The organism is Oceanospirillum sediminis (genome assembly GCF_014164585.1).
GTDB classification, from domain to species: Bacteria; Pseudomonadota; Gammaproteobacteria; order Pseudomonadales; family Halomonadaceae; genus Oceanospirillum; species Oceanospirillum sediminis.
In genome coordinates this window covers 76,951-93,973 of sequence record NZ_JACJFM010000015.1, presented here as the reverse complement: position 1 = coordinate 93,973, position 17,023 = coordinate 76,951, and the positions used below count along the sequence as shown (strand labels likewise).

General features: G+C 47.8%; 16 protein-coding genes. 11 read left to right on the top strand and 5 right to left on the bottom strand.

What is annotated here, in order from left to right; genetic code table 11:
- Nucleotide 1: 1 nt before the first annotated feature.
- The 6 genes from H4O21_RS12910 to sthA all read left to right on the top strand — a co-directional run bounded on the left by H4O21_RS12910 (nucleotide 2) and on the right by sthA (nucleotide 5,623).
- Nucleotides 2-667, top strand: a complete 666-nt coding sequence (locus H4O21_RS12910) for an NADH:ubiquinone reductase (Na(+)-transporting) subunit D (RefSeq protein ID WP_182809280.1) — start codon at nucleotides 2-4, stop codon at nucleotides 665-667.
- Nucleotides 667-1,287, top strand: coding sequence for an NADH:ubiquinone reductase (Na(+)-transporting) subunit E (nqrE, locus tag H4O21_RS12905; protein WP_028300361.1), 621 nt, complete (start codon nucleotides 667-669; stop codon nucleotides 1,285-1,287). The genes H4O21_RS12910 and nqrE overlap by 1 nt, the downstream gene beginning before the upstream one ends.
- A 39-nt stretch (nucleotides 1,288-1,326) precedes the next feature.
- Nucleotides 1,327-2,556, top strand: coding sequence for an NADH:ubiquinone reductase (Na(+)-transporting) subunit F (gene nqrF, locus H4O21_RS12900; RefSeq protein ID WP_182809279.1), 1,230 nt, complete (start codon nucleotides 1,327-1,329; stop codon nucleotides 2,554-2,556).
- 3 nt (nucleotides 2,557-2,559) lie between these two features.
- Complete coding sequence (locus tag H4O21_RS12895; protein ID WP_255487294.1) at nucleotides 2,560-3,699, top strand: FAD:protein FMN transferase; 1,140 nt, start codon at nucleotides 2,560-2,562, stop codon at nucleotides 3,697-3,699.
- A 35-nt stretch (nucleotides 3,700-3,734) separates the two neighbouring features.
- On the top strand, nucleotides 3,735-3,995 hold the full coding sequence (nqrM, locus tag H4O21_RS12890) for a (Na+)-NQR maturation NqrM (RefSeq protein WP_182809278.1): 261 nt from the start codon (nucleotides 3,735-3,737) through the stop codon (nucleotides 3,993-3,995).
- A gap of 233 nt (nucleotides 3,996-4,228) precedes the next feature.
- Complete coding sequence (sthA, locus tag H4O21_RS12885) at nucleotides 4,229-5,623, top strand: Si-specific NAD(P)(+) transhydrogenase (protein WP_182809277.1); 1,395 nt, start codon at nucleotides 4,229-4,231, stop codon at nucleotides 5,621-5,623.
- Nucleotides 5,624-6,185: 562 nt separating this feature from the next.
- Here the strand turns inward: sthA and H4O21_RS12880 are convergent.
- Both H4O21_RS12880 and H4O21_RS12875 read right to left on the bottom strand, forming a co-directional pair.
- Nucleotides 6,186-7,277 carry a GNAT family N-acetyltransferase/peptidase C39 family protein gene (locus H4O21_RS12880; protein ID WP_182809276.1) on the bottom strand — a complete coding sequence of 364 codons (1,092 nt, stop codon included), beginning with the start codon at nucleotides 7,275-7,277 and terminating at the stop codon, nucleotides 6,186-6,188.
- 2 nt (nucleotides 7,278-7,279) lie between these two features.
- Nucleotides 7,280-8,380, bottom strand: a complete 1,101-nt coding sequence (locus H4O21_RS12875; RefSeq protein ID WP_182809275.1) for a DUF2817 domain-containing protein — start codon at nucleotides 8,378-8,380, stop codon at nucleotides 7,280-7,282.
- Between the two features lie 278 nt (nucleotides 8,381-8,658).
- Here H4O21_RS12875 and H4O21_RS12870 point away from each other — a divergent pair, with 278 nt between their 5' ends.
- Together H4O21_RS12870 and H4O21_RS12865 are read left to right on the top strand one after the other, a co-directional pair.
- On the top strand, nucleotides 8,659-10,131 hold the full coding sequence (locus H4O21_RS12870) for a RimK family ATP-grasp domain-containing protein (protein WP_182809274.1): 1,473 nt from the start codon (nucleotides 8,659-8,661) through the stop codon (nucleotides 10,129-10,131).
- Between the two features lie 14 nt (nucleotides 10,132-10,145).
- Nucleotides 10,146-10,967: an LEA/WHy family protein gene (locus tag H4O21_RS12865; RefSeq protein WP_182809273.1), complete on the top strand. Its 822-nt coding sequence runs from the start codon at nucleotides 10,146-10,148 to the stop codon at nucleotides 10,965-10,967.
- 160 nt (nucleotides 10,968-11,127) lie between these two features.
- On the opposite strand, the gene H4O21_RS12860 is transcribed toward H4O21_RS12865, so the two are convergent.
- Nucleotides 11,128-12,054 carry a carbon-nitrogen hydrolase gene (locus H4O21_RS12860; protein ID WP_182809272.1) on the bottom strand — a complete coding sequence of 309 codons (927 nt, stop codon included), beginning with the start codon at nucleotides 12,052-12,054 and terminating at the stop codon, nucleotides 11,128-11,130.
- Nucleotides 12,051-13,121, bottom strand: a complete 1,071-nt coding sequence (locus tag H4O21_RS12855) for an agmatine deiminase family protein (RefSeq protein WP_182809271.1) — start codon at nucleotides 13,119-13,121, stop codon at nucleotides 12,051-12,053. Before H4O21_RS12855 ends, H4O21_RS12860 begins: the two co-directional genes overlap by 4 nt.
- Before the next feature lie 326 nt (nucleotides 13,122-13,447).
- Here H4O21_RS12855 and H4O21_RS12850 point away from each other — a divergent pair, with 326 nt between their 5' ends.
- From H4O21_RS12850 to H4O21_RS12840, 3 genes are read left to right on the top strand one after another with little or no spacing between them, the layout of a single operon-like run.
- On the top strand, nucleotides 13,448-14,689 hold the full coding sequence (locus tag H4O21_RS12850) for a lipoprotein-releasing ABC transporter permease subunit (RefSeq protein ID WP_182809270.1): 1,242 nt from the start codon (nucleotides 13,448-13,450) through the stop codon (nucleotides 14,687-14,689).
- A complete protein-coding gene (locus H4O21_RS12845; protein WP_220495648.1) occupies nucleotides 14,682-15,440 on the top strand; it encodes an ABC transporter ATP-binding protein in 759 nt (252 codons plus the stop codon). Before H4O21_RS12850 ends, H4O21_RS12845 begins: the two co-directional genes overlap by 8 nt.
- On the top strand, nucleotides 15,427-16,356 hold the full coding sequence (locus H4O21_RS12840; protein ID WP_182809268.1) for a phospholipase A: 930 nt from the start codon (nucleotides 15,427-15,429) through the stop codon (nucleotides 16,354-16,356). The genes H4O21_RS12845 and H4O21_RS12840 overlap by 14 nt, the downstream gene beginning before the upstream one ends.
- 92 nt (nucleotides 16,357-16,448) lie before the next feature.
- On the opposite strand, the gene H4O21_RS12835 is transcribed toward H4O21_RS12840, so the two are convergent.
- Entirely contained in the window at nucleotides 16,449-16,973 is a 525-nt protein-coding gene (locus H4O21_RS12835; protein ID WP_182809267.1) for a DUF2062 domain-containing protein, read from the bottom strand.
- Between the last annotated feature and the right edge of the window lie 50 nt (nucleotides 16,974-17,023).

Genomic DNA, 17,023 nt, shown 5'->3' with positions numbered 1-17,023 from the left:
GATGGCTGATACTCCAAAGGGTATTCTAACGAGCCCTATTTTCGCTAATAACCCTATTGCACTGCAGATTCTGGGTATCTGTTCCGCTTTGGCGGTAACCAGTAACCTGGGCACGGCTGTAGTGATGGGTGTGGCTGTATCTTTAGTTACAGCGTTCTCGAGCATGTTTATCTCTATGATCCGTGCTCATATCCCTAACAGCATTCGTATTATCGTACAGATGACCATTATTGCGTCTCTGGTAATCGTTGTTGACCAGCTACTGAAAGCTTACGCTTACGAAACCAGTAAGCAGCTGTCGGTATTCGTGGGGCTGATTATTACCAACTGTATCGTAATGGGGCGTGCTGAAGCTTATGCCATGAAAAATGGCCCAGCTATGAGCTTCATCGATGGTATCGGTAACGGTCTGGGCTATACGGTAGTTCTGCTGTTTGTTGGCTTCATTCGTGAGTTGTTTGGTTCTGGTAGCCTGTTCGGCATCCAGTTGCTGGAAAAAGTGAATGATGGTGGCTGGTATTTACCAAACGGTATGATGCTGCTGCCTCCATCTGCATTCTTCATCATTGCGGGCTTTATCTGGCTGATCCGTACTTATCAGCCTGCGCAGAATGAAGAGGCAGAGTTCAAGATCTGTCCAAATACTCAGGCTAAGGAGGCCGTATAATGTTTGAATACTACTTAAGCCTTCTGGTTAAGGCGGTATTTGTTGAAAACATGGCCCTGGCTTTCTTCCTGGGTATGTGTACCTTCCTGGCAGTTTCGAAAAAAATTGAAGCGGCCTTAGGTCTGGGTATTGCGGTTGTTGTTGTATTGGTGATTACCGTGCCGGTAAATAACCTGATCTATAACAACCTACTGCGTGAAGGCGCATTGGTCTGGACCGGTATGGAAGGTGCTGAATCGATCGATCTGAGCTTTCTAGGTTATCTGAGTTATATCGGCGTAATTGCCGCGATGGTTCAGATCCTGGAGATGTTCCTCGATAAGTTTGTACCTGCACTTTACAACGCGCTGGGTGTATTCCTGCCGCTGATTACTGTGAACTGTGCGATTCTGGGTGCGTCTCTGTTTATGGCAGAGCGTGACTACAACTTCGCAGAGTCTGTAGTATACGGTGCGGGTGCTGGTATCGGTTGGGCGCTGGCGATTGTTGCGCTGGCAGGTATCCGTGAAAAGCTGAAGTACAGTGACGTGCCAAAAGGCCTGGAAGGTCTGGGTATCACGTTTGTAACGGTAGGCCTGATGTCTCTGGGCTTTATGTCCTTCTCAGGTGTACAGCTGTAATCACAGTTAACGGAAACTCAGAACAAAAAGGTTCAGAACATGGTTGATTCACAACTTATTGTGCTGGGCGTGGTTATGTTCACCATCGTAGTAGTATCTCTGGTACTGGTGATTCTGGCTGCACGCAGCAAGCTGGTTAATAGTGGCGATGTCACTGTAACCATTAACGGTGAGCAGAAAATCACCACCCCTGCGGGTGGTAAGCTGCTTCAGACTCTGGCCGCAAACAATATCTTCCTGTCATCCGCGTGTGGTGGTGGTGGTTCTTGCGCTCAGTGTAAATGTATTGTTTCTGAAGGTGGTGGCTCTATCCTGCCGACGGAAGAGTCTCACTTCACTATGGGTGAGAAGAAAGAAGGCTGGCGTCTGTCTTGCCAGGTTCCTGTTAAACAGGACATGGAAGTAGAAGTTGAAGCCGACGTCTTCGGCGTGAAGAAGTGGGAGTGTACGGTTGAGTCTAACGACAACGTAGCGACCTTCATTAAAGAGCTGACCCTACGTCTGCCTGAAGGTGAAAACGTTGACTTCCGTGCCGGTGGTTACGTTCAGCTGGAAGTACCGCCACACGAAGTACACTATAAAGATTTCGACATCGGTGAAGAGTATCACCCGGATTGGGATAAGTTCGATATCTGGAAGTACGTATCCAAGGTTGATGAGACCATCATCCGTGCATACTCCATGGCGAACTACCCGGAAGAGAAGGGTATTGTTAAGTTCAATATCCGTATCGCTTCACCACCTCCGGGTCGCGATGATCTGCCACCAGGACAGATGTCTTCTTACGTATTCAGCCTGAAGCCAGGCGATAAGATCACTGTATCGGGTCCATTTGGTGAGTTCTTCGCCCGTGATACCGATAACGAGATGGTCTTTGTCGGTGGTGGTGCGGGTATGGCGCCTATGCGTTCCCACATTTTCGATCAGCTGAAGCGTCTGAATTCTAAGCGTAAGATCTCCTTCTGGTATGGTGCACGTTCTATGCGTGAAGCCTTCTATGTAGAAGAGTTTGATCAACTGCAGGAAGAGAATGAAAACTTCAAGTGGCACCTGGCCCTGTCTGATCCTCTGCCTGAGGATAACTGGGATGGTTACACGGGCTTCATTCATAATGTACTGTACGAAAACTATCTGAAGGACCATGATGCGCCTGAAGATTGTGAGTACTACATGTGTGGACCACCTATGATGAACGCAGCGGTTATTCAGATGCTGCTGAATCTGGGTGTAGAGCGTGAAAACATCCTGCTTGATGACTTCGGTGGTTAAGCGATGAGCAGCAAACTATTTGCTGCACGGACCATCCCCTTTATGGGGATGGCTCCTGTGCTCGACATTCTGACCCGAACGATTAAATCTGGCTTTAAGCGTCCGGGTTTTCAGGAAGGGCCGGTTCTTATGGGACTGGCCTTTCTTATTATGGCCCTTCTGTTAACGGGGTGTGAATCTTCTCCTGAACCCCAGAAATTTTCCGGTCACATCATGGGGACAACCTATAATGTCACTGTGGTTATGAAGCCGGAAAAAGAAAAGATTGCTGCTCTGGCTGAGGGTATGCATCAGGTACTGGTGGATGTGGATCGCAAGATGTCGACCTATAAGCCGGACTCTGAACTTTCCCGTTTTAATAAACTACTTGCTGGTGAAGCATTGATTGTATCTGCTGATACCGGGCTGGTGGTACAGAAAGCACTGGAATTGTCTTCTGACAGTGATGGTGCTTTTGATCCTACCGTGGGGCCTCTGGTCAATCTCTGGGGATTTGGCCCAGACCTGCGACCAGATCGACAGCCTGATGAGAAGGCTCTGTCTGAAGCTTTTGAACGAGTAGGATATCAGGCGGTTTCCAGCAGAATACTCGGAGATGGCCGATACCAGCTGAATAAATCTAAAGATATCTATCTGGATCTGTCGGCTATAGCAAAAGGTTATGGGGTTGATAAAGTCGCCGACTATCTGATGCAGCAGGGATATACTGCGTTTCTGGTTGAAGTTGGTGGTGAGATACGTGTTAATGGCCTGAAGCCAGGCAATAGTCGCTGGCGTATTGCGATTGAAAAACCTGTGTCCGATGGACAGGTTGTACAGAGCGTGATTGGTATTACAGATATATCTGTAGCGACTTCGGGTAGTTATCGGAACTATTTTGAGGAAGATGGTCAGCGTTTTTCTCATACTATTGACCCGGAAACAGGACGGCCAGTTACCCATAAACTGGCTTCAGTCACCGTTTTGCATGAAGACTGCGCATTGGCCGATGCTCTGGCAACCACTCTGATGGTGATGGGGCCAGAGAAAGGCATGGCATATGCCAGGAAAAATAAACTTGCTGTTTATATGCTGGTCAAATCTGATAATGAGTTCCGGGTTGATCAGACGCAGGTCTTTTCTGATCTGGTGCAGATGCAATAGTCGGAATTTTAGATAGAAACAAAGAGGCAGCAAATATGACTACAATGATCTTAGCTTTGATTGTCGTGGCGTTATTAATGACAGGTATGGCCGTTGGCGTTCTTTTCGGACGTAAACCTATTGCTGGTTCATGCGGAGGTATGAGTGCCATTGGTATGGTGGGTGACTGCGATATATGCGGTGGTAATAAAGATGTCTGTGAAACCGAGCAGGAAAAGAAAGCGGCTCAGAATAAGTCAGAGATGAATATGGATCTGGCTTATGATGCAACGCAGAATGATCGCGAGAAAAAATAAGTACAGAATAAGACACGCAATAGTAACTTTAGATATAACAATCACATATAAGCAACATACCGTTGGCAGGCTGTGATATGCCGAGTCATTACTTTTCAGCTGGGATTGCCGAATTGCTGAGAAGTGGCTTTACCCGGCGAAAGCATAATTGCTGGCTGTGACCAAAGAGTCCACATTAGAAGACACAGGCACAGTCAGGTCTGGCACGACACTTAGGGAGTTATTCAGCGACGATGGCGGTTTATAATTACGATGTAGTGGTGATAGGTACGGGGCCCGCAGGTGAAGGTGCTGCAATGAATGCAGCCAAGCACGGTAAACGTGTCGCTGTGGTCGAAATGCAGAGTTCCGTTGGGGGAAACTGTACTCATAAAGGAACTATTCCTTCAAAAGCACTGCGTCACGCAGTGAAGCAGATCATTCAGTTCAATACGAACCGCATGTTCCGTGATATCGGTGAGCCTCGCTGGTTCTCCTTTCCAAAAGTACTTGAACGTTCCCAGCGGGTTATTGAGCGTCAGGTTCAGCTGAGAACCAATTTTTATGCTCGTAACCGGGCAGATGTGTACTTCGGCAAAGCGCGCTTTATTGACTCGCACACTGTGATGGTACGTGACCCTCATAATGGTACTGAAGAGCTGAGAGCTCAGAAAATAGTTATCGCTACAGGGTCACGACCATATCTGCCTGCAGATATTAACTTCCGTCATCCCCGTATCTATAACAGCGACTCAGTTCTGACTCTGGGCCATACGCCTCGTCGCCTGATTGTTTATGGAGCAGGTGTTATCGGTTGTGAGTATGCTTCTATCTTCAGCGGTCTGGGAGTAAAAGTTGATCTGATCGATAATCGGGATCGTTTGCTATCGTTCCTGGATGATGAGATCTCTGATGCTCTGAGTTATCATCTGCGCAACAACGGTGTGCTGATTCGTCATAATGAAGATTATGAGAAGGTTGAAGCAGATGAGCAGGGCGTTACCCTATCTCTTAGATCAGGTAAAAAACTGCGTGCAGATGCCTTCCTGTGGTGTAATGGCCGTACTGGTAATACCGATGATATCGGTCTTGAACTGGTTGGACTGGAACCCAATAGCCGTGGGCAACTGGAGGTGGATCAGCATTATCGTACGGCCATCGGCCACATCTATGCTGTGGGTGATGTGATTGGCTGGCCAAGCCTGGCCAGTGCGGCATACGACCAGGGGCGCTCAGCGGCAGCGGATATTCTGGAAGATGATGAGTTCCGTTTCGTTAATGAGGTGCCTACCGGTATTTATACCATTCCGGAAATCAGCTCTGTTGGTAAGACTGAAAGAGAGCTGACAGAAGCCAAAGTGCCCTATGAAGTAGGACAGGCTTTCTTTAAGGATACTGCTCGTGCTCAGATTACAGCTGAGACGCAGGGTATGCTGAAGATTCTGTTCCATCGCGAAACACTGGAGCTGCTGGGGATTCACTGCTTTGGTGACCAATCGTCAGAGATTGTTCACATTGGTCAGGCTATTATGAATCAGCCCGGTGAGAACAATACGATTCGTTACTTCCTGAATAATACTTTCAATTATCCGACAATGGCTGAAGCGTATCGTGTCGCTGCGCTGAATGGTCTGAACCGTATCTTCTGATAGGGCTTCACTGGCTCCAGAGCTGTTCGCCAGCTCTGGGCCTTCTCTCTGACTTGCAATACTCCCCTGCATATACTGGCTATACTTCAGAAAATACTCTCCTGTTTCTGACGGAGGAAAGCACTCATGTTTAATCTGGGGTTTATCGTACAGATTCTGTTATTTTTCCTGCTGATTATATTTTTTGGCAGTAACATCATAGAGTTTGCACAGCATATGTTCAGAACCTGGTAAGGTCATGCGTGGTAACTTTGTATCGGGTTATGCCTTTTTTTCAGGGGCAGCCGGGTCGTTCTGAAATATTCTCAGGCTCTTTTCTCTGTAACACTATGTAACTCTTCTAGACTTAACAGATAGCCCTGAAATTAAGTCGGAGGGAGCAATGTATACTCTTGCAGAAGTTATGATGAATCTGGATACAGGAAATCTGGACTGGAATGACAGCGATGACCCTGATGGAATGAAAGAGCCTGTACTGGATGTCAGCCACTTCTGATTATACCGGACAGCCACAATATTGTTGTGGCTGTTCTTGCTGGTGTCTGATGGGGCAATGCTCAGATCATAAGCCAATTAACAGAGTAAATCGCTGACGTTGTTTGCCAAAACTGGCCATTTGGCTGAAATTCTCCATCTTCAGGGGAACTGCAATGTTATCTGTGACAGTATGCATTTTTTCTTCGTCTGGCTCAGGATCACTTACATAGACATAGTGTTCATCTGCCTGCGTAACTGCGACCCAATGCGGTACTTTTTGTCGGTTCAGCTGCCAGGTACTGACCAGACTGATTGCAACCATACCATTGTTCAGGTGTTGCTTTAGCATGTCCGGTGTCAGATTTTCCTGAAGCACAGTGATATCTGTCCGATCAATTTGTTCCATGAAGTCCTGATGCACACTATGCATAATCTCTTTTTTATGTCGATCCCTGACAGTGTCGATAAAAGGAGTGTCCACTGTGCTGGCATGGATAAGTACTCTGAACCCTCTTTTCCAGGCACTGATAGCCAGCCCGTAGGGCGAGCATCCTCCATGCCCTGATTGCATGAAAATAGTTGTTGCTTCACGCCATATCCGCAGTTCTTCACTCAGAGTCATGTCAAAGCCCGGGTCCAGGCTTTTCATTGCAATCATTAATGCGCTGGGACCACAGGTAAAGTCGGTTTGTTGCTTATAGTAAGGCAAATTCACCGGGGTTGGTCTGATGGCTCTGATCAGGTGTTTCTCCATTCTCAGCGCATCACAACCATCTGCATAATAGTTTCGTATTGTGCTGAATGTTCTGAAGCCGAGCCGTCTATACAGTTCCAGTGCAGGCTGATTATCAGTGCGTACTTCCAACCTCAGAAAGACACAGCCGTGCTCAATAGCATAGCGTTCTGCGTTACTGATCAGTTGCCTGGCACAGCCCTGGCCTCTGGCTTCAGGTGCCAGTGCCAGAGAGTACAGTCGGGACAGGCAGGTTCCTCGCCTGAGTAACACAATACTATAACCTTTTAGTTGCCCCTCTTCTTCTACAACTTCAACTCTGGCTGTTGGAGCTCCGATAAAGTGACTGAAGCTTCGTCTGGATAGCCTGTCTTCTGCAAAGCATAGTTCTTCCAGTCTGATTAGTGCGCTGATATCAGCCTTTGAGGCTTCCCGGTAATTCATCTTCAGTGACTCCCCAGTAGTGCATCGACAGATATACCTACAAGCTGGCGGAAGCGACTACTTACACTGTATTGCCAATGAGGATCTGAGGGGCAGAAATGCTCGAGCATGAGCTGCTTTCTCTTTTCTTCATCGCTGTACATATCTATCTTGTTCCACTCATACTGATCCTGACAGAGCAGGTCAAACAGAGCATCATTACCAAATGAACCCATTTCGTAAGTCAGGAAACAGCCCCGGTTTCCGATTACTTCATGAAAGAAAAAGTCGATCAGGCCGGTTTTGGGTACTGAAAACGAATTACCCCGTGCAGAATGACTTACCTGATAACCAAACCAGCGATGTGACAACTTATCACCAGCACTATGCAAAGGATGGTCACTGATTAATTCGCCATAACCATATGGGCCGAGTCCACTGTGAATATCCAGTACAACGATGCGCTTTGCGTGAGCCAGTGAAAGCGTTGACAGACCGCTGACCAGGGTGTTATTACCCCAGGAGGGTCTGATTCCACCATAGAACAAGCCATCAGGCGAAGAGTACTGACCCGAAGAGATAGCTTGCTCATAATCTCTTCTGCCTAGCTCTTTTTCCCATTGATGGAGTTTTGCCTGCCGTACTTCTCTGTCTGATAATAAATCGGCCTCAATCAGTCTATACCCTGTGTTGTCCGGAACAGGTGTCCGAAAGTCAACAAAGTTTCGGTTCAGATCAATATTGTGATGATCCGTCCTTCTGTGCCAGGCATAACCCCAGGGGTTAAGAGAATGGATTAGCAGAACAGCCAGTTTACCTTGCTGCAGTAGCAGTTGAACCAGGTCTGGTAATATCTGCCGTTGTAGCCCTGATCCGGCAAAACCTTCAATTCCATGGGTACCTGAAATCATTACCAGAACTGAGGGAGCACGATTTTCTCCCAGCCATAGCCAGTCCGAACTGAGTCTTTCTCCTGATGGCCCTGATACCGGATAATTAAAGTGCAGGATCTGGCCGGGAAGGTTATCCAGAGCGGTATTAGCAAGAGATAGAAACTCCTTGCGGGCTGAAGAAAAAGATAAAGCAAAGTTGTTCGGTACAACCGGAGTTTTTAGCACAGGCATAGTCACGCCTCAAAAAAAACATAGTAATTAACGCAAATGTTTAATAGGCGCTGGGGCCTTCTGATGGGGCGCTTGATGGGCGTTGGGCCAGCATGGGGTCAGCGAGTGGATAATAAGTCTGCTTATTTATGGGACGCAATGTTTTTTTTAGTCAGATATGAAAAAGACTTGCCTGAGGGGCTGGTTCAGGAGCACACTGCGCGCATTCTTGTAAAGTATACCTGCCCCTGTGGGGGAGCAGGATTATCCATAGCCTTCTGTTTCAGGGATTATGCGCTATGTCTTCGCTCTATATTGTGGTCGAGAATCTGAAAGACTGGAAGCCTTATTACTCCAGCCCGGATTTGATTACCTTTGATGATTATATGGCCTTGCCGGTTAAAACCAGGCAGCGTGCCCGCGTAGTTAACTTATGTCATAACTATCGTTACCTGAGTCGGGGATATTATTGTTCTTTATTGGCAGAAGCGCGTGGGCACAAGGTGATCCCTTCCGTTCAGGTGATCAATGATCTGGGTAAAAAATCGCTGTATCTGATGCAGCTTGAGCGTTCTGTTCCCCTTGAAAAAGGGCTGGAGCTTATATCAGAGACTGGAGAATATACGTTCAGAGTGTATTTCGGTGAAACCGGTTCCAGCGCGTTTAAGGCTCTGGCTCGTCAGATTTTTGAACGCTTTCCGGCTCCGGTGCTTGATGTTTCTATGACATACAAACAGAGCTGGCAGCTGAACCGGATTCGCTGTGTGGGGCTTTCTGATATTCAGAGCGAAGACGACCAGCTGTTATTTGCTCAGGCTCTTGAGCGCTTCAGTCATAAAATATGGCGCAGTAAAAAATGGCGAAAACAGACCCGGTTTGATCTGGCTATTCTGCATAACCCGGATGAGTCTCTTCCTCCTAGCGACCAGAAAGCCCTGAGCCTGTTTGTAGATGCTGCCCGTCGGCTGGGTATCTCAGCGGAACTGATTACCCGGAAAGATTACTCCAGACTGGCGGAGTTTGATGCGTTATTTATTCGTGAAACAACGGCAATAGATCACTATACCTACCGATTTGCGCGTAAAGCTGAAACAGAAGGTCTGGTCGTAATTGATGATCCCGAATCGATTCTGAAATGCACCAATAAGGTGTTTCTGGCTGATTTGTTGCGAGTAAATAAGGTGCCTTCACCGGCGACATTGATTGTATCAGATAAAAGAACGGCAACTCTGGACGATCTGGAACAGAAACTGGGCTACCCTATGGTATTGAAGATCCCGGACGGTTCTTTTTCCAGAGGGGTAGTCAAGGTGGATAATCGTACTGAGCTTGTGGATTCAATGGCATCTCTGATGAAAAAGTCAGCTTTGATTCTGGCTCAGGAGTTCATGTACACCGATTATGACTGGCGAATAGGTATCCTGAACAACCGGCCGATCTTTGCTTGTCGTTACTATATGGTTAAAGATCACTGGCAGATCTACCAGCATGGCTCAGAGGCGACCGCTTCAGGCTGTTCTGAAACGCTTCCTGCGTATGAGGTGCCTGCACCTGTGCTGGATGCTGCGATGAAGGCCTGCCGTTTGATTGGCAATGGTTTGTATGGTGTTGACCTGAAACAAAAAGGCGATAAGGCTTATATTATAGAAGTGAACGATAATCCGAATATTGACTCCGGCATTGAAGATGACTGGCTGAAAGAAGAGTTATATATGTTGATTATGCAGGAGTTTCTGGTGCGTCTTGAAAAAAGAGCCAACGGCCAGAACTGAAAATTGAGGTAGAGATGAGAATAGTTTTTTTGTTTCTGATGATTGTGCTGTCGGGGTGTACCCAGCTGAAAGAACAGGCTGAGAATGCTCTCAGAAAGCCGGAGATCGTTGATTACTCGCTGAGTTTGCAGTCTGTTAGCTTTGAAGAGATGACGCTGATGACTGAGCTGAAGGTAAGTAATCCGGGGCAGATCAATCTGGCAATGTTGCCTTCTGATTATCGGATTCTGGTCAATAACCAGTCTCTGGTGTCGGGGACTTTATCGAATCTCCGGTTACCAGCCGGTCAGGTCAGTGAGATTAATGTGCCGGTTACAATAAAGTTTTCAGATCTGAAACCTTTATTGAAATCCGTAGAGGGACAGCAGAATGTTAATCTTCGATTAGACTCTTTACTTAAGGTTCAGGGGCCACTGAACATGCAATGGACAGAATCCCTGTCACTGGAAAAGCAGCTGCCTGTACCTCAATGGCCGGTGGTTGGTGAACCTGGAATTCAGATTGAACAGATGAATCTTTCTGGCTTCAGAGTTCTTGTTCACTTACCTGTTATGAACCCGAATAGTTTCGGGATCAGTCTTAACGGGTTAAATGCTCTGGTTAGTGTCGGACAGATGGATGCATTCAATGTCAGTATTGCTGAGCCGTTGCAAGTTGCTGCTGGCTCTGAAACCCGAGTGGGTATTCCGGTTGAACTCTCCTGGAATCAGGCTTCCAGAGCCTTATTATCTTTGCTTCAGTCCGGCAGACAACCTGATATCCGGGTAAAGGGGAACTGGGAGCTGGAGGGGACTTTGCCAGGTTTTAAAGTACAGCAAGGTACATTTGAGCTATAAAGCTATACTGTTGCATATGCTGGCCGGTTCGGGGGCGGGGTATGTCGATTACAGCCGCCCTTTATCAGGGCGGCAGTTCAATGGAAAGTGCTTTATATTTCTGGTTATCAAGAACCGCAACGTCGGCATGCGGTTCTATACGAATAGCATCGTGTTGATATCAGGGGGTCAGGTGTCGCTTAGCCAGATCTCCATAGGCATCAATCCGGCGATCACGGAAGTATGGCCAGATACGGCGAGTATCCTCCGTGCGTTGTTTATCGATTGTTGCCACTAACAAGCAGGACTCTTCATCTGCGTGCTGTAGAAACTCACCCTGTGGGCCGGCAATAAAGCTGCCTCCCCAGAACTGAATGCCTTCACTTTGAGCGCTTGGGTCAGCTTCATGGCCAACACGGTTAGCGACCATGACTGGTAAGCCATTAGCCACAGCATGTGCGCGCTGAATAATGGTCCAGGCATCCAGCTGTCGGGTTTGCTCCGCAGTGTCATCGCGAGGGTCCCAGCCAATAGCCGTTGGATAAAGCAGTATTTCTGCACCAGCCATTGCCATGAGGCGGGCTGCTTCCGGATACCACTGATCCCAGCACACCAGTACACCCAGTTTTCCTACGCTGGTTTCAACAGGGCTAAAACCAGGACGGCCGTCATTAAAGGTGGCATCGCCAGGCGTGAAGTAAAACTTCTCGTAGAAACCAGGGTCATCCGGGATATGCATCTTGCGGTAGTAGCCTGCCAGCGTGCCATCTTTTTCAAACACCACTGCGGTATTGTGATACAGGCCTGGCGCACGTTTTTCAAAAATTGAGCCGACAATCACCATCTGTAGTTCTTTAGCCAGCGCTGCCAGTTTCTGACTGGTTGGGCCGTCTAATGGTTCGGCCAGGTCAAATAATTCTGTATCTTCTGTCTGGCAGAAATACTGAGTCGCATGCAGCTCTTGCAGTAAAGCCAGCTCACACCCCTGAGCGGCGAGATCTCTCAGGCCCTGTTCGCTGATTGCCAGGCTTTGTTCTTTATCATTAAATGCCTGCTGTTGTACCAGGCCAACTTTTAACAGGCCTGTACCATTTTCAGATGAACTCATGCTAAGACTCCTTCTGGCAGTTGCATCGTCAGGCAATGCAGGCTGCCATATTGCTCTACAATGGGACGACAATTAATGGCCAGAATGTCATGTTCGGGAAAAGCGATCTTCATCCGGGAGATGGCCAGCCCATCTTTTTCCTGATCGCCATAAATGGGCAGCAGCACTGCACCATTGATGATCAGAAAGTTGGCATAAGTAGAAGGTAAGCGGTCACTTTCTTCACTATAGCAAGCAGGTGCCATTGGCAGGGGAACCAGTTTGTAAGGCTTGCCCTGATAATCTGTAAAGGTTTTCAACTGGGCTTCCATCGCCTGTAGTGCGGTAAAGTGCTCGTCATTACTATCCGTGCACTGAACATAGGCAATAGTATGAGGGTCACACAGACGAGCCAGAGTATCAATATGGCTGTCGGTATCATCGCCTGCCAGGTAGCCGTGATCCAGCCATAGAAAACGCTCCAGACCAAATTTCTCTGCCAGCAGAGTTTCAAGCTGTTCCTTGCTGAGATCCGGGTTGCGGGTCGGTGCCAGCAGACACTCGCTGGTCGTGAGCAGAGTACCAAAGCCGTCAACCTCTATACTGCCGCCTTCCAGTACTATATCCAGGGTTTCCATTTCGCAGGCAAAAGCATTTTTCTCCGCCAGCCGCTCATTGATCTGAGTATCCAGAGCAGCGTCAAATTTATTGCCCCAGCCATTAAAGGTAAAATTCAGTAGCACAGGTTTCTGATGACCGTCCTCATTGGCTTTGAGAACGGTAATCGGGCCATGATCCCGAGCCCAGGTATCATTGGTCGGAATAACAATAACAGATAACTGTGTGTCCAGATTCAATGCCTGAAAATGTTGCTGAATCTGTTGTTGTTTTTCTTCACTGGCAACGCTGATCAGTACCTTCTCTCTATGGGCAATGGCCTCTGCTATTTCAAAGAAAACAGGCTCAACCTGTTCCAGAAAAGGTGCCCAGTCGCTGTCAGCATGGGGCCAGGTCAGCATAACGCCACTCTGTGGGGCCCATTCGGGTAACAGTCGATAAGCACTGGCTTGATTGATGGGAGTACTCATTAATTTATTTTACCTGATAAGTCCGAAACGGAGATCAGACTGCAACCTGTGATGGTTTCTGTAGTCTTATCTCTGCATTCTGCTATGGCATGATGCAGACATGACAACAAAAGCCTGTTCTGTTAAATGGCGAACTCTAGCAGACAAAACGCTATTGTCCACAGATTTAATAAGACTGGCGTATTCAGACAGGTTGATTGTCCGGTATACGGTATTCAGGCAGATGACGTTTCTTCAGTTCCTTATGTTACCGACTACAGAACAGCGTCGCTTTCCCGTATGATGTGCCCTCAGCCTGAAACAGGTATTTGATTGAGTCGGACACGATGTTAGACAAAATTCCTTTTTTTATCGGATTACGATATACCCGTGCAAAGCGGCGTAATCATTTCATCTCTTTTATTTCACTGACCTCTATGGTGGGTCTGACCCTGGGGGTTGCCGTTCTGATTCTGGTGCTGTCCGTTATGAACGGTTTTGACCGGGAGTTGCGTCAGCGCATTCTGGGCATGGTGCCCCATGCAACGGTATTTTCTCAAAGCAGCTTTCAGGACTGGCCTGAAGTCGCACTGGAACTGGAAAAAGACGAACGCATTATTGCTGCAGTGCCCTATGTGAAGGCTCAGGGAATGTTTTCTGCCCGGGGTAATGTGCGGGGTGCTTTGGTTAATGGCGTGCTGCCTGAGCAGGAAGGTCGTGTTTCGATTATTGATCAGCACATGAAGTATGGCAGCCTGGATGATCTGAGACCCGGAGAGTTTGGCATTGTACTGGGAGATCTGCTGGCTCGCTTTCTGGGAGTCACTGTTGGCGATAAAGTAACTCTGATGGTACCAGAAGCATCGATTACTCCGGCAGGTGTGTTTCCCCGTATGAAGCGTTTCACTGTGGTGGGGATGTTCAGTGTTGGTGCTGATCTGGATGGCAGCCTGGCGGTGGCTCATCTGCAGGATATGCAGACTCTGATGCGTCTGGGTGATGATATTCATGGTTTAAGGCTGCAGCTGACGGATCTGTTTGATGCCCGCCAGGTGGTCTGGGAACAACTGCAGGATATGCCAAGGCATATGCGTGGTAGTGACTGGACCCGAACCCATGGCAACCTGTTTCAGGCGATCCAGATGGAAAAACGTATGATAGGTCTGTTACTGACCATTATTATTGCTGTGGCTGCGTTCAATATTGTCTCTACTCTGGTCATGGTGGTGACCGATAAGCAAGGTGATATTGCGATTCTCAGAACACTGGGCGCGACACCAGGTATGATCATGGGCATCTTTATTGTACAGGGGGTGGTGATTGGTCTGACAGGAACTGCCATTGGTACAGGGCTTGGTGTACTGGCTGCCCTGAATGTCAGTGACTTCGTCGCCTGGGTTGAACAGTTATTTGATATTCAGTTCCTGGACAGTAATGTTTACTTTATCAGCTATCTGCCTTCTGAACTGCGGATGGATGATGTCTGGATTATTGTCAGTTCGGCTCTGGTGATGAGTTTCCTGTCTACTTTATATCCCGCCTGGCGGGCGTCCCGAATTCAGCCTGCGGATGCGTTGCGTTATGAATAATACCGGTATAAATCAGCATGCTGCTGAGCAGACGATGAAAGTGTCTGCAGATAAAGAGCCTGTGCTGGAATGCATTGATCTGGCAATGGTGTACAGCAATGGTCCGGAAGAGATTCAGGTGCTGAGTCAGCTTAATTTCAGGGCGTATCGAGGCGAGCGTGTGGCGATTGTTGGCAGCTCTGGTTCTGGAAAAACCACGCTGCTGCATCTGTTAGGCGGGCTGGATAAACCCTCTTCAGGTCAGGTTGTGATTGATGGCCAGGATCTGAGTGATATGAAAGATGCACAGCTGGGGCGTCTGAGAAATCGGTCGCTGGGTTTTGTGTATCAGTTACATCATCTGCTTCCTGAGTTTACAGCACTGGAAAATGTGTTTATGCCTCTGCTGATCAGAGGCCGTAAACGGAAACAGATATTATCTGATGCCCGTGCGCTGTTAAGCCGGGTCGGACTGGAACAGCGTATGGATCATAAACCCTCAGCATTATCGGGTGGAGAGCGCCAGCGTGTCGCGATTGCCCGTGCGCTGATTTCTGATCCGGCCTGTGTTCTTCTGGATGAACCTACAGGGAATCTGGACCCTAATACGGCGGAATCGGTGAATCAGCTAATGCTGGATATTGGCCGGGAACATAATACCTGCTTTATCACCGTGACTCATGATCTGGCTCTGGCACAGCGTATGGATCGGGTTTTTCGTCTGCATCTGGGGCAATTACATGAGCAGGAGATTGTTAATGGGACACTATAAGATGAATTATGGCAAAACAGCACTACTGACATCGCTGGTAATAACAGCAAGTGCTGTACAGGCTGATGTCAGTGGAGAGGCTTCAGTTACGTCTGCTGAAAAGATTGCGCCAGAACAGGCTGCCACATCGGCCCCTACTGCTCTGAGAAAGCGTATCGCTGAGGAGCGTCAATTGGCTGAGAATCCGCTGATTTTTTTGCCATACCGGGCAAACTTTTTTCTGCCTGCCAGTTATTACAGTGGTCATGAAGCTTCAGAAAAAAATCGTGGACGAGAGTACAGCCCGACAGAAGCTCATTTTCAGCTCAGCCTGAAATTTCCGATAGATAAAAATATTTTTCTGGAAAAAGATGCCCTGTTTGCAACCTATACTCAGGAGTCGTTCTGGCAGATATATGAAAGTTCTGCGCCATTCCGTGAAAGTGTGTATGAGCCTGAAATTATCTACAGGGCCAGCACTGAATACGAGTTATTTAAAGATCTGAATCTGGAAGCGGTAACCGTAGGGTTGAATCATCAGTCCAATGGACAGGGAGGCGATCTGTCCAGGAGCTGGAACAGGGCATTTATTGCCGGTATGTTTGCCAGTGGCGATTGGGGAATTGCTTTGAAACGTTGGTTCCGGATTCCAGAATCTGAAAGCGATGATGATAACCCGGATCTGGATCGTTATGTTGGATTGACTGAACTGGGCATGGCTTACAGTAAAAACGGCCATGTGGTGACGCTGCGTTCTCGAAACCATCTGGAAAGTGGTTTTGAGCGTGGGAATCTGCAGCTCAGCTGGAGCTTTCCGATTGGCGAGCGTTATAAGGGCTATATTCTGGCACGAACCGGTTATGGTGATACTCTGGCTGATTACAGAGAGAGAAATGAGCGTATTGGTATCGGTATTTCGATTAACGATGTGCTGTGATCGTCTCAGGAATGTGTGGTTATGCCGGTAACAGGCATAACCACACATCGGAAAAATAACTGAGACAGGTAACGTGTTAATGCTAAAGCGGATTAACCATTATTTTCCGGTTTACTCTTACGAGTACGCCAGCTTTTATTGACATGCCAGCGCCAGAGCAGGTGAATACCAAAATAGCTGAGTACGGCAAAAACAGCTCCGGTGACTGCCGAGCCAAAGTATAATGGCCACCAGGCTTCTGCAATCAGATCGCTGAGCCAGTCCAGAGTTAACTCATCTGGCATGGGTTGCGCTTCCACACCTAACAACCATGAACCTACCAGATACGTACCATAAAACATGACTGGCATTGTGATCGGGTTAGTAATCCATACCAGTCCCACAGATATAGGCAGGTTACAGTGCAGGAGAACGGCACCTGCAGCAGCCAGTACCATCTGAAAAGGCACCGGAATAAAAGCAAAGAAAATCCCTACCAGAAAGGCTTTAGCAACGGAGCGTCGGGTCAGATGCAGCAGACCCGGGTCCTCCAGCAGTTTGCCAAGGAAGCGCAATGATTTCTGTTCCTGAAGCTTTTTAGGATCAGGCATGTATTTCTTGATGATTCGTCTTGGCATGTTTATGGTCACCTGTAGAGAGCGGATTATTATCCACATATTTGATCTGT

Excerpts from the sequence above, each read along its gene's own strand:
- H4O21_RS12845 (WP_220495648.1), top strand. The coding sequence starts at position 14,682 with ATGAATAATACCGGTATAAATCAGCATGCTGCTGAGCAGACGATGAAA.
- H4O21_RS12850 (WP_182809270.1), top strand. The coding sequence starts at position 13,448 with ATGTTAGACAAAATTCCTTTTTTTATCGGATTACGATATACCCGTGCA.
- H4O21_RS12840 (WP_182809268.1), top strand. The coding sequence starts at position 15,427 with ATGGGACACTATAAGATGAATTATGGCAAAACAGCACTACTGACATCG.
- H4O21_RS12870 (WP_182809274.1), top strand. The coding sequence starts at position 8,659 with ATGTCTTCGCTCTATATTGTGGTCGAGAATCTGAAAGACTGGAAGCCT.
- H4O21_RS12895 (WP_255487294.1), top strand. The coding sequence starts at position 2,560 with ATGAGCAGCAAACTATTTGCTGCACGGACCATCCCCTTTATGGGGATG.
- nqrE (WP_028300361.1), top strand. The coding sequence starts at position 667 with ATGTTTGAATACTACTTAAGCCTTCTGGTTAAGGCGGTATTTGTTGAA.
- nqrM (WP_182809278.1), top strand. The coding sequence starts at position 3,735 with ATGACTACAATGATCTTAGCTTTGATTGTCGTGGCGTTATTAATGACA.
- H4O21_RS12865 (WP_182809273.1), top strand. The coding sequence starts at position 10,146 with ATGAGAATAGTTTTTTTGTTTCTGATGATTGTGCTGTCGGGGTGTACC.
- H4O21_RS12835 (WP_182809267.1), bottom strand. The coding sequence starts at position 16,973 with ATGCCAAGACGAATCATCAAGAAATACATGCCTGATCCTAAAAAGCTT.
- H4O21_RS12910 (WP_182809280.1), top strand. The coding sequence starts at position 2 with ATGGCTGATACTCCAAAGGGTATTCTAACGAGCCCTATTTTCGCTAAT.
- nqrF (WP_182809279.1), top strand. The coding sequence starts at position 1,327 with ATGGTTGATTCACAACTTATTGTGCTGGGCGTGGTTATGTTCACCATC.
- H4O21_RS12860 (WP_182809272.1), bottom strand. The coding sequence starts at position 12,054 with ATGAGTTCATCTGAAAATGGTACAGGCCTGTTAAAAGTTGGCCTGGTA.
- sthA (WP_182809277.1), top strand. The coding sequence starts at position 4,229 with ATGGCGGTTTATAATTACGATGTAGTGGTGATAGGTACGGGGCCCGCA.
- H4O21_RS12875 (WP_182809275.1), bottom strand. The coding sequence starts at position 8,380 with ATGCCTGTGCTAAAAACTCCGGTTGTACCGAACAACTTTGCTTTATCT.
- H4O21_RS12880 (WP_182809276.1), bottom strand. The coding sequence starts at position 7,277 with ATGAATTACCGGGAAGCCTCAAAGGCTGATATCAGCGCACTAATCAGA.
- H4O21_RS12855 (WP_182809271.1), bottom strand. The coding sequence starts at position 13,121 with ATGAGTACTCCCATCAATCAAGCCAGTGCTTATCGACTGTTACCCGAA.